This window comes from Streptomyces sp. NPDC001070, assembly GCF_053598835.1.
This window is the reverse complement of sequence record NZ_JBSFLB010000013.1, coordinates 41,808-57,348: the sequence shown is the minus strand read 5'-3', so window position 1 is coordinate 57,348 and position 15,541 is coordinate 41,808. Positions and strand designations below refer to the sequence as shown.

The window sequence follows — 15,541 nt, the reverse complement described above, 5'->3', positions numbered from 1 at the left end:
CCGGTCGCCGCCGGCCCGTGGCCGGGTGTCAGGCTCGACGATTCGTCCCACCGTCGGCGTCCTCAGCCGTATCGGCCTCTCCGTCCCGCCCGGGACCGAGCCGTGGGCGGGCAAGACGTGTGCGAACTCGCCCGCCACCGGCTCAGATCAGGGGGCGGCGACGACCCTGCCGACCAGGGGGAGGTCGTCCGAGGCCGCCGGCTGGGCGTGCACCACCCGGGTGAGGAGCGGCTGGGACTCCGGCGCGGCCGGCAGGGCGTTGAGGTCCCCGACCAGGATGGCCGGCTCGGTGTCGCCCATCAGGCCGACGGTCTGCGGCGTCTGCCGGAGCCGGTCGGTCTGCGAACTGGCGGCCAGGTGGGTGCAGTCCCCTGTGAAGCGGCCATGCCGAGTGACCGACGGATGCCTGGGGGGCGCTGCCTGTCCCCGATCAGAACGGTGGGTCTTCGGAGTAGCCGCCTGTCCCGTCGGCCGCCCACCAGGAATCACGTTCCGCCTTGAGACGGGCGTAACGCTCGCGGGCTGCCCGCGCGGCCGGTCAGGCCGGGGCCCGCGCCAGTCCGGACATCGTCCGGGCGTCCCCCCGGCATTCTTGTACTCGCCGTCAAATTGTCTGCCGGCACCTGCAACCCCCCGGGCGTCCCACCGCACTGGAGTGGTGGGACGGTCCGCGCCGGGCGGGCCGGGAAAGGGGCGGGATGGTGACCGGCGATGATGCGCTGCGCGCCTTCGTCGAGGGCCGGCGCACGGCGCTCTTCCGCAGTGCCTATCTGCTCTGCGGGAACCGCGACGAGGCCGATGATCTGGTCCAGACAACCCTGGTGAAGGTGGTGCTCGGCAGCAGGCGTCTCGGCCGCCTCGACAACCTCGAGGCGTATGCGCGCAAAACCCTGGTCAACACCTTCATCGCTGCCCGGCGCCGCTTCTGGCGGCGCGAACACGCCTACGGCGAACTACCCGACCGGGCCTCACCGCCGGCCGATTCGGACACCGGCCTGGTGGTCCGTGCGGCCCTCGCCCGCCTCACCCCCAAGCAGCGCGCCGTGCTGGTGCTGCGCTACTGGGAGGACCTGAGCGTGGAGGCCACGGCGGAGGTGCTCGGCATGCGGGTGAGCACGGTCAAGAGCCATACGGCTCGGGGGTTGGCGGCGCTGCGCGCCGAGATGCAGGAGGAGTTGGTATGAACATGAACACGGCAGAGGCGCGGGCGTTGCTGGTGCGCGCCGCGGAGGAGGCGGGGCAGCCCGCCGTCACCACCGACGCGGTCTACGCGCAGGCATCCCGGATCCGGTGGCGCCGCCGGGCGGCACTGAGCGGCGCGGCACTCGCCGTCGTCGCGGCGGGAGCGGTGGTCGTTCCAGGTATGGCGGGGCAGGAGTCCGGCAAGACGTCGGTGACTGCGCCGACCGAGCTGACGGGCGGCAGCGGGCAGGCCAGGAAGCTGGGGAAGCTGCTGCCCCCGGGAGTGGGGAAGATCGAGCAGGTCTCCTGGGCGGTGATGGTCAAGGAGGCGGACATCAGGCACGCCGAGGAGAGGCACGTGGGACCGCTCGACGGCGAGTACGCGGTGCGCCGGGACGGAGGCGTCGGCTACCTGCGCATCGGGGTCATGACCCCCGAGTACATCGACGCCAAGACCGGCGGCAAGGGGATGCCGGACGACCTCTGCCAGCCGGACAACGGCCGCATGGACTGCGTACGCGAGCAGCTGCCGGACGGGCGCGTGCTCACCGTCTGGCGGGAAGGCCCCACGGCAGGCCCCGACCGCGTCTCCCCGAGTATGAGCCCCGTCGGGGCCTACCCGACCTGGGGTCCGGAGCTCGTGGGCCGGCTGACGCTCCCGGACGGCCGGGTCCTGGCGGTGCGGGACACCACCGGATTCCGGGGGAAGCACGAGCTGGGACCGCTTCTGAAGACGCCGCCGCTGGGGCGTGAGCAGCTGCGTGAGCTGATGCTGAGGCCGGAGCTGCTGCCGAAGAAGTAGCGCGGGGGACGCGAAGAAGCCGGTTCGGAACCGGGGTCCGTGTCGCCCTTTCCGCTGCTGCTACCAGTCGCTTCCGGACGTATGCCGGCAGCAGCGGACGCGAGGAGTCACCAGGGGCTTCCAGCCCCCGCAGAGTCAGGCTCGCCTTTGCCCGGGCACCGCTTGAAAGCGGGTCGCCGGCTCGACCCCGGCCCTGGCCGCCGGCCCCTGAGAAGGGAAAACGCCCACTCCGCGGGTTCTTGGAGTGGGCGTTTCGCTGTCCGAACCCCGACCCATACCCCGAGGGTTTCACTCCTCTGCCGAGAAACCCCCAGTTGGCTTGGGTGCGATCGGAAGACGACGCCGAACAGGGCACGAATGCTGAAGGCCGCCCTGGCCGGCGGCGCCCAGACCGTCAGCACCGGCCTTCCCGTCCCGGGTCTCGCCGCCCGCTGAGGCAGCGACTACCTCGCCCAGCTCCCGGGCGGCGGACCCGCCCGGTGCAACCCGGTCCACGCGCCGAAGTCCTGCCACTCCGTCAAGGGCTGACCGCGGGCGTTGGCGGAGGGGCCGGACGCCATGCGTCCGGCCCCACCAGTCGTCGTCGCCGAGTTCCCCCTGGCGGTGCGGCTCAGACCGTGCCGCTCTCCCACCACCACGAACCGGAGCCGTAGGAGGGGTACTGGACGCGGCTGTCCACGTGCTGCCAGGAGTGGGTGTAGGCCTCGAGGCCGGAGAAACCGCAGGTCTCGGCGATCCGGTACACCTGGAGGGTGGTGTGGCCGGAGACCACGATGTCCGCGGCCACGCCGTAGACGTGCATGCTGTTGGAGGCGCCGCCCACCGAGGAGTTGTGGGCGACGCTGCGGAAGCCGGAGTTGACGGTGATCGCGCTGTTGCCGGCCTTCTTGCGCAGCGCCTCGAGCTTGTACATCAGCCGGCGCACGTTCTCCTTCACCTGGGTGGCGCCGACCTTGCCGCCGCTGAATCCCGTGCCGTCGCTGGAGTAGAACTCGCTCCATTCGAAGTGCGCGGTCGAACCGTCGCCGCTCTCCAGGCTGTTGAGCACGCTCTGGGTCTGCGGACCGACGACGCCGTCCGCGGAGAGGCCGTAGGCGGACTGGAAACGCTTGACCGCGGCGGCCGTGCCCGGTCCGAAGTCGCCGTCCCAGGCCACGTAGGTCTGGCTGGCGCCGGCGGCGGCCCAGCCGCCGACGCGGATCTGCAGCTCGGTCACGTCGGCGCCGGCCGCGCCCTGCTGAAGGGTACGCGTCCACCCGTACGCCGAGGCGCGGGACGCCGATCCCAGGTTGACGGCCGCCGCCATGCCGGCCGCGGCCGTCAGTCCTGCCGCCCCGCGGAGCAGGGTGCGCCGGTCCAGGCTTCGGCCTGCGTGTTCTCCGGTGTTCATGGGCGTTCTCTCCTCGATTCTCGGACGCTGACGGTCGGAGGGTGTTCGGAGGGGGTTGGGGCGTCAGGCGACCAGCGCCTGCCAGGTGTTGGATCCGACGATGCCGTCCACGGCCAGGCCGTGCGCGGACTGGAAGGAACGCACCGCGCTGTCCGTGCCCGGCCCGAAGTCGCCGTCCACGGTGAGCGAGGCGCCGTGCGCCTTGAGCTGGCTCTGCACCGCCGAGACCGCGGGCCCGGTGGAGCCCTGCCGGACGGTGAGGATCAGCGCCTGCCAGGTGCCGGGCCCGACGATGCCGTCCACGGTCAGACCGTGCGCGGACTGGAAGGAACGCACCGCGCTGTCCGTGCCCGGCCCGAAGTCGCCGTCCACGGTGAGCGAGGCGCCGTGCGCGTTCAGCAGGTACTGCACGGTCTTGACGCGTTCGCCGGTGGCGCCCTGCCGCACGGTCGGCCAGCCGGTGGTCGGCGGCGGGGTGTATCCGCTGCCCCGGGCGAAGGCCTGCAACTCGGTGAGGCTGCCGTTGAAGGTGTCCTGGTCGCCGGGGAAGACGCCGGAGTCGGCGTACTGCCAGATCGTCTGGGCGGACCAGCCGGCGGGCAGCGTGCCCGGGCTGCTGGAGTAGCGGGCGATCCACAGCGGGTTGGTGGCGCCGAAGCCGCTGTTGTCGCCGGTGCAGGTGGTCCACCAGTCGGTGGTGGTGTAGATCGTGGGGTAGCGCCCGGTCTTGGCGTGGACCTCGTTGCTGAAGGCCCGGATCCAGGAGACCATCGCGCTCTGGCTCAGTCCGTAGCAGCTGCTCCCGTACGGGTTGTACTCGATGTCCAGCGCGGGCGGCAGGGTCTTGCCGTCGGCGGTCCAGCCGCCGCCGTGGCTGATGAACCAGTCGGCCTGTGCGACGCCGCTGGAGTTGTCCGGGAGCGCGAAGTGGTAGGCGCCGCGGATCAGCCCGGCGTTGTACGCGCCGTTGTACTGCTGGGAGTAGTCGGGGCTGGTGTACGTGGTCCCCTCGGTGGCCTTGACGTAGGCGAAGGCGGCGCCCTTGCTCTTGACGGACGCCCAGTCCACTGCTCCCTGGTGGGAGCTCACGTCGAGCCCGGCGGGCCCGGTGCTCGGGGCGGCGGCGAGCGTCGCGGAGTTCCGGCCGCCGAGGCCGAGGCGCTGCAGCCCGGATCCGGCGTGGTCGTCGTCCGGATGCGTCATGGACGTGGGGGCCGAGTGGTCCGGGGCGGTCCGCGCGGCGGCACATGGCGCGGAGAGCAGTGGGAACGTCAGGGCGGCGAGCAGGGCCGCCGCCGCGGCGAGTGTGCGGCGGAGACCGGTACCGGGTCGGAGCCCGGAGGTGGTGGCTCGGGGCATGCGTCCTCCGAAAGGTCGGGTCCGACGGGCGATGGGGCGGTGGTTGCCGTGGCGCGGGATGACGGAATGACGTGGGGATGGAGGCGAGGCGGCGAGGGAGCTCGATTCGTCGCGTACATGACACCACATTCGTCGCTACGCGAGTAGACGCTGCCGGTGAATTTTGCCGTGAACGGCCCCACCCCGACGCGCCGCCGGCCGGGCCGTCATGACGCCGGCGGTCAGCACCTGGGAGCCCCGCTGCCCGCCGATGTCGTAGTGGACGATCGCCTCCGTGCCGTGGACGAAGCTCTCGGCGTCGGGGAACAGGGCGCTGGAGATCGCGTACGGGCCGTCGGCGCCACCCGGGCAGTCGTAGGCCAGGGTGACGACGGCGAACGGCCGGGTGCCGCGGGTGTGGACGTCCGCGTCGCCGGCGGGGCGGGGCGAGCAGCGCGCGTCCCCGTGGGCGACGGCGAAGCGTCCGGTCACGTACTCGGTCACGGCCCCGGCGTTGATCTTCAGCTGGCGCAGTTGCTCGGCGCGGCCCTTCGTCTCGTACGCCTCCGCCTAGAGCCGGGCCGACTTCATGAGCAGGTCGTATTCGAGGTCGAGGGCGGCCTCGACGTGGGCCCCGGCACCCTTCACCTCGACGTAGGCCGTCGATGTCGCGTCGTGCGCGGCGGCCGGGGCCGGGTGGGCGGTGCCGGGCGGTGTGGCGGGTTGGATTACTTCGATGGGGCAAACCGCCAGCCGGGGAGATCCACGAAGTGGACGTCGTAGCGGTCCTGTTCGGGCAGAAGCGACGCGAATTCCGCCTCGCCGCGGCGGATGGCGGCCAACTGTTCGAAGTAGCCGAATCGTTCGATGCCAGGGCTGAGTAGGGCGACCACGTCGGCCACTTCGCCTTCTGCCGCTCCGAAGGCGTGCACCAGGCCCGGCGGTATGACGACGAGCCCGCCCTTTGCCACTGATGTCAGAGTGCTGCCGAGGCGGAAGAGCATCGTCCCGTCCAGCACGTAGAAAACCTCGTGGGAGAGCTTGTGGTAGTGCCCGGGTGCCCCATCGGCGCCGGTTTCAAGGCTGAGTCGGCTGGCGCTGACCGCGCCTCCGTCGGCGAGCAGTTCGAACGCGCCGTTCGGGAGCGACGCCCCGGCCGCCTCGCCGGGTTGCACGACCAGCGCGGTGGTCACGGCTTCCATGGTGTCTCCTTCGAAGGGTCTGTCACATTGACGGCTGATCTTGTTTGTTGAGTGGTCAGTTGCTGCTCGGGTCAGGCGGCCCTCGAATGCGTCCCCGAACGCGTTCAGGGGTGCCTTCCAGCGCATGGTCCACCTTGTGCGGCCCTTCCCGGTCGGGTCCAGGCTCATCAGCGCCGTGCAGATGCACTTGAGAGCGGCGGCCTCGTTGGGGAATGTCCGCGGGCGCGGACGGCCTTGCGAATGGGGGCGTTGACGCCCTCGATCACGTTCGTGCTGCAGATGCCCCGGCGTATCTCGACGTCGAACAGCAGGACGGACACGAACTCGGCCCAGGAGTACAACCGCAGCTTCACGATCGCCCGTGAAAATCGGAAATCCAGACGAGTGAGTCGAAATGCCTGCGGCTGCGCGGCGAGGGTGTTCAAGATCAGTTGTGACGACCGGCCTGAACACCCTCGTGACCGCCCTGTTCGGGGAGATCGACGACGAAGGGACCGACTTGGCCAGGCTGCCCGGTCGTCCGCCGAAGCCCAGTCAATCCGAGTTGCTGTGTCTGGCCGTCATGCAGGCACTGCCCGGCTTCCACAGCGCCCGCCGGCTGCGCTACGCACGCGCGCACCTGCGCCCGCCGTTCCCCTGCCTACCCGAGCAGTCCGGATACAGCAGGCGATCCTGCCCAACTCCCGCACCGGCCAGGCGGTCAGCCGCTCGCTGACCGCCTATGACCAATGACCGTGTTCGGACTGACTCGTCTGGCTCTCGGGAGGTCTTGCCTTTCGCCTGGAACGTGATCCGCGTGGATCGATGGTTGCGCGCCGTCGGACCGCGGTCGGTGGAGCGCGGGCGCACCGTGGTGTGCTCGCTCCCGCGCGTAGCGGAGGGCGGCTGAAGACCGGGGGAGGATCTTCAGACCTGGCGGTCGGTCATCACCGGGTAGCCCCCTCGGGCACCTTCTGGGGCTCGTCCGCGCTCGTCGCGGCCGCCGTGGCGGCCGTGCGGCGTCCGAGCATTCCGGACAGGGCGATGAGCACGCCGATGGCCGCGAATACGGTGACGGTGATCAGGGCGGGGGTGAAGCCTGCAAGCAGGGCGTCGGACCCGCTCTTGCCCTCGTTTCCGGCGGTGAGAACCGCCGTGACGACGGCGAGGCCGATCGCGCCGCCGACCTGGGTGGAGGTGTTCAGCAGGCCGCCGGCCAGGCCCTGCTCGTGGTCCGGGATTCCGGCAGTGCCCTCGATCTGGAAGGGAACGTACACCAGAGTGACGCCGATACCGATCAGGATCATGCTGGGCAGCACACCCACGGCGTAGGAGTGGTCCCGGGCGATGCTCAGGAAGAGCGCGTAGGCGATCGCATGCAGGCTCAGGCCGGCGACGATGCTGCGCGCGGTGCCGATGCGCGGGATCAGGCGCGCGACGCGCGAAGAGGCCAAGGTGACGATTCCAGCGGCGGGCAGGAAGCCGAACCCGGTCTCCAGCGCCGACCAGTGCAGCGCCTGCTGGAGGTACAGCGTCACCACGAACTGGAAGCCGACGTAGGCGCCGAAGAACACCGCCATGCCCAGGTTGGCCCGCGTGAGGGAGCCGGAGCGCAGGATGCCCAGACGGATCAGCGGGTGCGTGCCGCGGCGTTCGACCACGATGAAGGCGGCCAGCAGCACGGCGGTGATCGCGAACTGGATCAGCGTGCTCGCCGTGGCCCAGCCCTTCTGCGGTGCTTCGACCACGGTGTAGACGAGCAGCAGCATTCCGGCGACCAGGGTGGCCGCACCGGGCAGATCGTAGCGGCCGACGGTGCGCGTGCTGTCCTTGGGCAGTACGCGGATGGCCGCCACGATGGCGGCCAGCGCCACGGGCACCGGCACGAGGAACGTCCAGCGCCAGCCGATCTCGGTCAGTACACCGGAGAGCACCAGGCCGCCCGAGAAGCCGGCGGAACCGAAGGCCGCGTAGATCGAGATCGCCTTGTTGCGGGCGGGCCCCTCGGCGAACGTGGTCGTGACGATGGACAGTGCCGCAGGGGCGGTGAACGCCGCTGACATGCCCTTCACGAGCCGGGTGGCGATCAGCAGGCTCCCGTCGTCGACCAGGCCGCCGACCAGCGAGGCCAGACCGAAGACGGCGACGGCCGCCAGGAGTACGCGGCGGCGTCCGAGGAGGTCGGCGGCGCGTCCGCCCAGCAGCAGGAAGCCGCCGTAGCCGAGGATGTAACCGCTGACGATCCATTGCAGCGAGCTCGTCGACAGGCCGAGGTCGGCCTGGATCGAGGGCAGGGCGACACCCACCATCGACACGTCAAGCGCGTCGAGGAAAAGGACGGTGGAGGCAGTGAGCAGGATTGCCCACAGTCGCGCATCCCACTTCGAGGAGGCTGTGGACACCGATGATGGTGCGGAAGAACTCATGACCCCACACTTGCATGCACCTGCATTGAATGCAAATGCATTTAAGGTTCCAGCATCAAATGCGGGTGCATACTGAACCGCTCGCCCGGCATACCGGCGTGCACCCGGCGCTCGAGCGTGAGCTGCAGGCGCATCGGCGTTCGCGGATACGGGGCCCCCTGTCCGGGGCAGGACCAGTCGCCGGTTGACCGCCGCGGAAGCGTGGTGGGAGGCGAGGTGAAGCGAGACGCCGACCAGGCAATTGGTGACCTCGCCGGCGGTGCCGGTGTACTGCCGCGACACACACGCCGAGGCGTCCCGTCCTTCAGGAACCCGGCGTCCGGTCGAAGACCAGAGCCTCCGGCCCGATCACCCCCTCCATCCGCAAGGCCCGTTTCGACCGGATGCGGGCCGGATCCCATGGACTGGTGATGACGAAATGGGCCGGCGTCTGGCGGTTCCCGTCGTCACCGAGTCGCACGACCATCGGCTCGACCGACTTTGCGCTGTCCGTCGATAAGGAGCCCTCGCAGACGGGCCTTCCCCCAACGGTGCTGGCGATTACGGGCAAACGGCTCTAAAACCTCCGCCGCGGACGCCTCCAACTCACCACGCACCACAGCAATCTCACCCGGAGTCACACACACTCAACACCACGCCAGGAAGACACACACCACCCCGGCCGACCTGACCAAGCCCCACTGACACCTGGACAGCGGTCAGCCTGTTCCTCGAAGTGTTCTGGCGAGCACGGAGCGGTGTGTGGGTTGGGCCTCCAGATGACGCTCGCGGCCCTCGTCGGTGAGGACGACGATGATGCCGCGGCGGTCGGCTTCGCATATGGTGCGCGCGAGGTAGCCGTCGCGTTCCATGCGGGCGATCAGCCGGCTTGCGGCGCTCTGGCTCAGGTGCACGACGTCGGTGAGGTCCTGGGCGCGGCACTGGGTGTTCTCGGCGCAGGCGAGGGCTTCGAGCGCCTCGAACTCGCTGACGCCGATGCCGTGCCGTGCCTGCAACTCACGCTCGAGGGTCTGGAACACGACAGCATGCCGAACCAGGAGATCGCGCCACTCCTCGACCAGTCGCCGCTCGTCACCAGCATCCATGCGGCAAGCATAGCATGCTCCAACATTTAATGCTCACACATTAGATGCACTTGCATTTTATTTACGAGCATGTAAGCGTATCGGCATGAGCCCTTCCGCACCATCACCCTCGTCCAGGTCCTCGGCCGCATGGAACGCACGGCTGTGGGCAATCCTGCTCACCGTCTCGATCGTCGGGTTCCTCGACGCGCTGGACGTGAACATGGTGGGTGTCGCCCTGCCCTCGATCCAGGCCGACCTGGGCCTGTCCACCAGCGCACTGCAGTGGATCGTCAGCGGTTACGTCCTCGGCTACGGCGGCTTCCTGCTGCTGGGCGGACGCGCCGCCGACATGCTCGGCCGCCGCCGCGTCTTCCTGGCCGCGGTCGCCGTCTTCGCCGTGACCTCGCTGATCGGCGGCCTGGTCGACGACGGCACCCTTCTGATCGTCGCCCGTGTTCTCAAGGGCATCTCGGCGGCGTTCACCGCACCCGCGGCGTTCTCCATCATCACCACCACGTTCGCCGAGGGGCCGGCTCGCAACAAGGCGATCGGGATCTACACGCTCTTCGGTTCCAGCGGCTTCTCGGGGGGCCTGGTGCTGTCCGGTGCACTGACCGAGGTCGGCTGGCGCTGGACATTCCTCCTGCCCGTGCCCGTGGCGCTGATCGCCGTGGCAGCGGCGATCCGTGTCCTGCCCAAGGACGGCCCGCGCACCGTCGGCAACTACGACCTGCCCGGCGCACTCACCCTGGTCTCCGGAATGCTGCTGCTCGTCTACGTCGTGGTCGAAGCGCCGCAGAAGGGCTGGACCACGGCGAGCACGCTGGTGGAGTTCGCGCTCGCTGCCGCACTGCTTGCCACCTTCGTGGTGATCGAGCTGCGAGGCGCGCAGCCGCTGGTCCGTCTGGGCATCCTGCGCTCGAGCTCCCTGGTGCGTGCCAACATGGGTCTGTCGGTGTTCTTCGGCGCCTATGTCGGCTTCCAGTTCGTGGTGACGCTGTACTTCCAGCAGGTGCTCCAGTGGTCGGCACTGCAGACCGCGTTCGGCTTCCTTCCCGCCGCCGCCATCGTCACCATCGCCTCGCCGCGCATCCCGCACCTGGTCGCGCGGTTCGGCACCGCGCGCAGCATCATCGCCGGCGTCATCGCGCACGTGGCCGCCTATGCGCTCTTCCTGACCATCGCCCGGGACCACTCCTACGCCGTGGGTGTGCTGCCCAGCATGCTCCTGCTCAGCATCGGCTTCACGCTGGCGTTCGCGCCCTTCCAGATCGAGGGCACCTCGGGAATCCCTGACCACGAGCAGGGCCTGGCCGGCGGCCTGCTGAACACCTCCATGCAGATCGGCGGCGCGATCGGCCTCGCCATCGTCACCGCGGTCCTCACCGCAGGAAACGAAGGCAAGAGCGGGCCCGGCGCCCTGCTCGCCGGCTTCACCCCCGCCATGATCACCGTCACCGTGCTCGCGGGCATCGGCCTGCTCGTCGCCCTGTCCGGAGCGCTGGGACGCCGCGGGGCGACCGCGCAGACGGACAAGAGCACCGACCAGCCGGAGCTCGACAAGGTCACCTGACGTCACCGGGGTACGGCCGACCGCCGGACCCGAACCGCCACTTCCTTCCACAGACTTGAAAGGCAAGGCCACTCACATGAGCAAGATCGTCCGATTTCACGCCACCGGCGGCCCCGAGGTCCTGACCCTGGACGACGTCGAGGTCCGCGAACCCCGGCAGGGCGAGATCCGCGTCCGCACCCGGGCTCTCGGGGTGAACCGAGCCGATGAGGTGTTCCGCAACAACCACCTCGTCGAGCTCCCCTCCGGCATCGGATGGGAGGCCTCCGGTGAGGTCGACGCCATCGGCCCGGACGTCGAAGGTTTCACCGTCGGCGATGCCGTCAGCCTGATCCCCACGCCGATCAACACGCCGATCAACTACCCCATCCACGGCGAGCTGGCCATCGCGCCCGCCACCGCGGTGGTCAAGCACCCCGACACCCTGTCCTGGGAGCAGGCCGCGGCCCTGTGGGGGCAGTACCTGACCGCCTATGGCGCCCTCATCGAGACCGCGGAACTGAAGGCCGGTGACACGGTGCTCATCCCGGCCGCCTCCAGCAGCGTCGGGCTCGCCGCGATCCAGGTGGCCCGCAGCGTGGGGGCCCGGCCCGTGGCACTGACCCGCACCAGCGCCAAGCGCCAGCGGCTCCTGGACGAAGGCGCCGAGGCAGTCATCGTCACGGACGAGGAAGACGTCGTCACCCGCGTGAACGAGCTCACCGACGGCCACGGCGCCCGCGTCATCTTCGACCCCGTGGCAGGACCTGCCCTGGCGGGCTTGATCGGCGCCGCCGCACCCGGCGGGACCGTGATCATCTACGGTGCGCTGAGCAGCGAGCCCACAACAGTGCCGGTATGGGGCTTGATCTTCAAGACCCTCACCATCCGGGGATTCAAGGTCCACGAACTCACCACCGACGTCGAACGCCGCAAGGCCGCCGTCGACTGGATCCTCGACGGCCTCGCCCGCAAGACCCTGCGACCGGTCATCGACACCGTCTTCCCGCTGGAGGACATCGTCGAGGCCCACCGTCGCCTCGAGTCCGGGTCCCAGGTCGGCAAGATCATCGTGACCGTCCCCCGCTGACCCGACACACCTTAGAGGCGCCAAGAACCGCGCCCTTGCCCTCACAAACGCAAGTTGTCACTCGTCTCAGGGAGAAGTCCACCCATGCGATACACCACCTTCGGGCGCAACAACGGCCTGCGCGTGTCCGAGTACGGCCTCGGCACCGCCAATTTCGGTACCGGCTGGCGCGCCGGTGGCGGCTGGGGCCCCGGTGCCGAGCCCGCCGAGGCGCGCAAGGTCTTCGACCGGTTCGCCGAAGCCGGCGGCACGCTCATCGATACCGCCGAGAGCTACCAGGCCGGCGAATCCGAGCAGCTGCTCGGCGAGTTCCTGGGCTCCGACCGGGACCACTTCGTGCTGGCGGGCAAGTACAGCATGAACGGCGTCGGACCGCTGACCGTCTCCAACACCGGTAACAGCCGCCGGTACATGGTCCAGGCCCTCGAGGCCAGTCTGCGCCGCCTGAACACCGATCACCTGGACATGTACTGGGTGCACGCCCCTGACGGCCTGACCCCGATGGAGGAGATCCTGCGCGGCCTGGACGACCTGGTCAGCGCCGGAAAGATCCGCTATTTCGGGCTGTCGAACTTCCCGGCCTGGAGGGTGTCGCGCGCCGCCGCCATCGCCGAGCTGCGCGGCTGGTCCCCGGTCGCCGGTATCCAGGTCGAGTACAGCCTGGTCGACCGCACCGCCGAGCGGGAGCTGCTGCCCATGGCGCAGGCGCTCGGCCTGGGCGCGGCGCTGTGGAGCCCGCTCGGCGGCGGTCTGCTGACCGGCAAGTACCGCCAGGGCGCCTCCGGCCGGATCAGCGACCTCAAGGCCGTCGGGTTCTTCGAGGAGACCGAGCAGAAGACCGCGATCGTCGACGCCGTCCTCGAGGTCGCGGCCGAGCTCGGAGTGCCGGCCTCCCATGTCGCCATCGCCTGGATGCGGCAGCAGGGCGCGCAGGCGGCCACGGCGTACGTGCCGATCATCGGCCCGCGCAGCGTCGCGCAGCTCGACGACTACCTGGAGGCGCTGGACGTGACGCTGACCCCGGCGCAGTTCGCCCGGCTCGACGAGGTGAGCGCGATCAGGCTCGGCACCCCGCACGAGCTGAACGCGTGGATCGCCGGCCCCATCCGCGGCGGTGACGCAAGCGCGATCGACGAGCCCACGCCCCCGGTGGCGTGATCTCAGGCGGCGGACCAGTTGAGGGGCGTGACCCATCACGCGCAGCCTGGGGTACGTCGGCCACTGGTGGAGCATGCCGATCACGCCTGACGCCTTCGACGGCTTCACCCGCTTCAACGCGTTCGAGCGCCCCGGCATCGCCCCGAACAAGCCGACCGCCGCCTGAAGGCCCTGGCGGACGGACTCCGGCCCGCTGGAGCGCCGGCGCCACCGAAACCGGCCGGCGCGCTACGAGTACGTCCCCATGATGACCGGGCGCATCCCGCGCCCGGTCGTCATGGATCGGAGGGCCGCCTGCCGCGAATGCGCGTGCCGTGCGGGGAGCACGCTGCTCACGCGGGTTGATCGCACCTGCAATTTCCGCGGCGGCCTTGCGTGTTGCGCTGGAAAAGACATCTCGACAGCATGGAGATGGGCACAATGCCACTCAAAGGCGAGTACGAGCCGAGCACGATACAGCCGGTACGTGATCACGTGGAGCTGTACGAAAGCTCCGGCGGTACGGAAGGTACGACGCTGGGCGGCATCCGTCCGGATGCCGCGACGCTGCGGGACTTTCGCGTCGTCATCCTGACCACTCTGGGCGCGAAGAGCGGCAAGATCCGCAAGTCCCCGGTCATGCGGGTGGAGCACGACGGCGTCTACGCCGTGGTCGGCTCCTTGGGAGGAGCTCCCAAGCACCCGCTCTGGTATCACAACGTGGTGGCTGACCCTCGGGTGGAGCTTCAGGATGGCCCCGTGCGCCAGGACATGCTGGCACGCGAGGTGATGGGGGACGAGAAGGCCGTGTGGTGGGCTCGAGCTGTTGAGGCGTTCCCGGAGTTCGCCGAGCTCCAGGAGAACATGGACCGTGAGATCCCGGTGCTCGTTCTGGAGCCGGCGGCCGAGGAGCACTGACGGCACAGCCGGTCCCGTGGCGGTGGCGCCTCCGGGCCCACCGGGGCGCCGTCGCGGACCGGCCGACACACGAGGTGAACCCGGTGCCCCCGCGCGCGGCCGGGCGGAACAACCGGCAGGATCCCCACACCGGGGATCCACCCACCACACCCCACGCCGAGCCCCCCGACCGGCCATCGCGCCGCACCGCGCGTACGTCACCGGGACGGCGCAGTGCGGCAGAGGTGCTCCTCACGAGGCGGGGCCCCGGCACGCACAGGGATCGCAGGTCAACGCCGACCGTACCGGCGCGCCCCGACCAGTGGGCACCATGCCCCTCTTCGCGTTAAATATCGCGAATAGGTAGATTTCCGTGGAGTCGCCCTGGGCGTGGACGCTCGTAAGGCCTCCGAGGCCGCTGAGGAACGGGGAAACCGACCATGGCCACTGACTCACCCGTGCAGCTCGGCATGATCGGGCTCGGCCGGATGGGCGCCAATCTCGTACGTCGGCTGATGCGCGACGGCCACCCATGCGTCGTCCACGACCTCAACCGCGACGCCGTGCTGGAGCTGGAGAAGGAGGGGGCGACGGCCGCGGCCTCCCTCCGGGACTTCGTGGAGAAGCTGGCTCCGCCCCGGAACGTGTGGATGATGCTGCCCGCGGGCGTGGTGCAGACGACGCTCGACGAGCTCACCGCTCTGCTGGAACCCGATGACACCGTCATCGACGGCGGCAACTCGTACTACCGCGACGACATGGCCCGCGCCCGGCAGCTCGCCGCACAGCGGATCCACTACGTCGACTGCGGGACCTCCGGTGGCGTCTGGGGCCTCGAACGCGGCTACTGCCTGATGATCGGCGGCGAGGACGAGCCCGTGGCGCGGCTGGACCCGGTCTTCCGCACCATCGCGCCCGGCCGCGGGAACGCCGAGCCCACGCCCGGCAGGACCAGGACCGACGGGACCGCGCCGGAGGGCTACCTGCACTGCGGGCCGAGCGGCGCCGGCCACTTCGTGAAGATGGTTCACAACGGTGTGGAGTACGGGATGATGGCCGCCATCGCCGAAGGCCTCAGCATCATCCGGCACGCGGACGCGGGTCTGGGCCGCAGGGCCGTCGACGCCGAGACCGCGCCACTGCGCGAGCCCGAGGCGTACCAGTACGAGATCGACGTGGCCGAGGTCGCCGAGGTGTGGCGGCGCGGCTCGGTGGTCGGCTCCTGGCTGGTCGACCTCGTCGCCGACGCGCTGGCCCGCTCACCGCGACTGGACCAGTTCACCGGCCGGGTCTCGGACTCCGGTGAGGGCCGCTGGACGGTCCAGGCGGCGATCGACGAGAGCGTGCCCGCCCCCGTCATCAGCGCCTCGCTGGCCGAGCGGTACGCGTCGCGCGGACTGGGCGAGTTCGGCGACAAGGTGCTGTCCGCGATGCGCGGCGAGTTCGGCGGCCACGCCGAGAAGACCGGGTGAGGGCGCC

At 70.0% G+C, this 15,541-nt stretch carries 14 protein-coding genes and 4 pseudogenes; 8 read left to right on the top strand and 10 right to left on the bottom strand.

Features of this window, described 5'->3' with window-relative positions:
* Positions 1-147: 147 nt before the first annotated feature.
* The gene (locus ACWDAS_RS17640) at positions 148-300 is read right to left on the bottom strand and encodes a hypothetical protein (protein ID WP_450391292.1); all 153 of its coding nucleotides are present in this window, start codon (positions 298-300) and stop codon (positions 148-150) included.
* 398 nt (positions 301-698) lie between these two features.
* On the opposite strand from ACWDAS_RS17640, the gene ACWDAS_RS17635 reads away from it, so the two are divergent.
* Both ACWDAS_RS17635 and ACWDAS_RS17630 read left to right on the top strand, forming a co-directional pair.
* Positions 699-1,184, top strand: a complete 486-nt coding sequence (locus ACWDAS_RS17635; RefSeq protein WP_450391289.1) for a SigE family RNA polymerase sigma factor — start codon at positions 699-701, stop codon at positions 1,182-1,184.
* Between the two features lie 2 nt (positions 1,185-1,186).
* The gene (locus ACWDAS_RS17630) at positions 1,187-1,984 is read left to right on the top strand and encodes a hypothetical protein (RefSeq protein ID WP_450391287.1); all 798 of its coding nucleotides are present in this window, start codon (positions 1,187-1,189) and stop codon (positions 1,982-1,984) included.
* A 610-nt stretch (positions 1,985-2,594) separates the two neighbouring features.
* On the opposite strand, the gene ACWDAS_RS17625 is transcribed toward ACWDAS_RS17630, so the two are convergent.
* From ACWDAS_RS17625 to ACWDAS_RS17600, 6 genes and pseudogenes are all read right to left on the bottom strand, one after another.
* Entirely contained in the window at positions 2,595-3,374 is a 780-nt protein-coding gene (locus tag ACWDAS_RS17625; protein WP_450391284.1) for a D-Ala-D-Ala carboxypeptidase family metallohydrolase, read from the bottom strand.
* Between the two features lie 63 nt (positions 3,375-3,437).
* On the bottom strand, positions 3,438-3,821 hold the full coding sequence (locus ACWDAS_RS17620) for a peptidoglycan-binding domain-containing protein (protein ID WP_450391645.1): 384 nt from the start codon (positions 3,819-3,821) through the stop codon (positions 3,438-3,440).
* A gap of 39 nt (positions 3,822-3,860) precedes the next feature.
* Positions 3,861-4,733, bottom strand: a pseudogene (locus tag ACWDAS_RS17615) (lysozyme); the annotation flags it as partial.
* A gap of 135 nt (positions 4,734-4,868) precedes the next feature.
* Positions 4,869-5,216, bottom strand: a complete 348-nt coding sequence (locus ACWDAS_RS17610; protein WP_450391281.1) for a hypothetical protein — start codon at positions 5,214-5,216, stop codon at positions 4,869-4,871.
* A 224-nt stretch (positions 5,217-5,440) separates the two neighbouring features.
* On the bottom strand, positions 5,441-5,914 hold the full coding sequence (locus ACWDAS_RS17605; RefSeq protein ID WP_450391642.1) for a cupin domain-containing protein: 474 nt from the start codon (positions 5,912-5,914) through the stop codon (positions 5,441-5,443).
* A 69-nt stretch (positions 5,915-5,983) separates the two neighbouring features.
* Positions 5,984-6,273, bottom strand: a pseudogene (locus ACWDAS_RS17600) (transposase); the annotation flags it as partial.
* 74 nt (positions 6,274-6,347) lie between these two features.
* Between ACWDAS_RS17600 and ACWDAS_RS17595 the strand changes: the two are divergent.
* A pseudogene (locus ACWDAS_RS17595) lies at positions 6,348-6,584 on the top strand (IS982 family transposase); the annotation flags it as partial.
* A gap of 256 nt (positions 6,585-6,840) precedes the next feature.
* Here ACWDAS_RS17595 and ACWDAS_RS17590 read toward each other — a convergent pair.
* The 3 genes and pseudogenes from ACWDAS_RS17590 to ACWDAS_RS17580 form a co-directional block, all read right to left on the bottom strand.
* Complete coding sequence (locus ACWDAS_RS17590; RefSeq protein ID WP_450391639.1) at positions 6,841-8,319, bottom strand: MFS transporter; 1,479 nt, start codon at positions 8,317-8,319, stop codon at positions 6,841-6,843.
* 132 nt (positions 8,320-8,451) lie between these two features.
* A pseudogene (locus tag ACWDAS_RS17585) lies at positions 8,452-8,939 on the bottom strand (transposase); the annotation flags it as partial.
* A gap of 78 nt (positions 8,940-9,017) precedes the next feature.
* Positions 9,018-9,404, bottom strand: a complete 387-nt coding sequence (locus ACWDAS_RS17580; protein WP_450391279.1) for a MarR family winged helix-turn-helix transcriptional regulator — start codon at positions 9,402-9,404, stop codon at positions 9,018-9,020.
* Between the two features lie 85 nt (positions 9,405-9,489).
* Here ACWDAS_RS17580 and ACWDAS_RS17575 point away from each other — a divergent pair, with 85 nt between their 5' ends.
* From ACWDAS_RS17575 to gnd, 5 genes are all read left to right on the top strand, one after another.
* Complete coding sequence (locus tag ACWDAS_RS17575) at positions 9,490-10,959, top strand: MFS transporter (protein WP_450391276.1); 1,470 nt, start codon at positions 9,490-9,492, stop codon at positions 10,957-10,959.
* 76 nt (positions 10,960-11,035) lie between these two features.
* Positions 11,036-12,028, top strand: coding sequence for a zinc-dependent alcohol dehydrogenase family protein (locus tag ACWDAS_RS17570; RefSeq protein WP_450391274.1), 993 nt, complete (start codon positions 11,036-11,038; stop codon positions 12,026-12,028).
* An 84-nt stretch (positions 12,029-12,112) separates the two neighbouring features.
* Positions 12,113-13,186, top strand: a complete 1,074-nt coding sequence (locus ACWDAS_RS17565) for an aldo/keto reductase (RefSeq protein WP_450391271.1) — start codon at positions 12,113-12,115, stop codon at positions 13,184-13,186.
* Positions 13,187-13,606: 420 nt separating this feature from the next.
* Positions 13,607-14,083: a nitroreductase family deazaflavin-dependent oxidoreductase gene (locus tag ACWDAS_RS17560; RefSeq protein ID WP_450391637.1), complete on the top strand. Its 477-nt coding sequence runs from the start codon at positions 13,607-13,609 to the stop codon at positions 14,081-14,083.
* Positions 14,084-14,502: 419 nt separating this feature from the next.
* Positions 14,503-15,534: a phosphogluconate dehydrogenase (NAD(+)-dependent, decarboxylating) gene (gene gnd / locus ACWDAS_RS17555; RefSeq protein ID WP_450391268.1), complete on the top strand. Its 1,032-nt coding sequence runs from the start codon at positions 14,503-14,505 to the stop codon at positions 15,532-15,534.
* Positions 15,535-15,541: the final 7 nt, after the last annotated feature.

Bases quoted from the DNA above. Each gene is read 5' to 3' on its own strand.
- ACWDAS_RS17630 (WP_450391287.1), top strand. From the start codon at position 1,187: ATGAACACGGCAGAGGCGCGGGCGTTGCTGGTGCGCGCCGCGGAGGAG.
- ACWDAS_RS17605 (WP_450391642.1), bottom strand. From the start codon at position 5,914: ATGGAAGCCGTGACCACCGCGCTGGTCGTGCAACCCGGCGAGGCGGCC.
- ACWDAS_RS17570 (WP_450391274.1), top strand. From the start codon at position 11,036: ATGAGCAAGATCGTCCGATTTCACGCCACCGGCGGCCCCGAGGTCCTG.
- ACWDAS_RS17575 (WP_450391276.1), top strand. From the start codon at position 9,490: ATGAGCCCTTCCGCACCATCACCCTCGTCCAGGTCCTCGGCCGCATGG.
- ACWDAS_RS17640 (WP_450391292.1), bottom strand. From the start codon at position 300: ATGGGCGACACCGAGCCGGCCATCCTGGTCGGGGACCTCAACGCCCTG.
- gnd (WP_450391268.1), top strand. From the start codon at position 14,503: ATGGCCACTGACTCACCCGTGCAGCTCGGCATGATCGGGCTCGGCCGG.
- ACWDAS_RS17635 (WP_450391289.1), top strand. From the start codon at position 699: ATGGTGACCGGCGATGATGCGCTGCGCGCCTTCGTCGAGGGCCGGCGC.
- ACWDAS_RS17565 (WP_450391271.1), top strand. From the start codon at position 12,113: ATGCGATACACCACCTTCGGGCGCAACAACGGCCTGCGCGTGTCCGAG.
- ACWDAS_RS17560 (WP_450391637.1), top strand. From the start codon at position 13,607: ATGCCACTCAAAGGCGAGTACGAGCCGAGCACGATACAGCCGGTACGT.
- ACWDAS_RS17625 (WP_450391284.1), bottom strand. From the start codon at position 3,374: ATGAACACCGGAGAACACGCAGGCCGAAGCCTGGACCGGCGCACCCTG.
- ACWDAS_RS17580 (WP_450391279.1), bottom strand. From the start codon at position 9,404: ATGGATGCTGGTGACGAGCGGCGACTGGTCGAGGAGTGGCGCGATCTC.
- ACWDAS_RS17590 (WP_450391639.1), bottom strand. From the start codon at position 8,319: ATGAGTTCTTCCGCACCATCATCGGTGTCCACAGCCTCCTCGAAGTGG.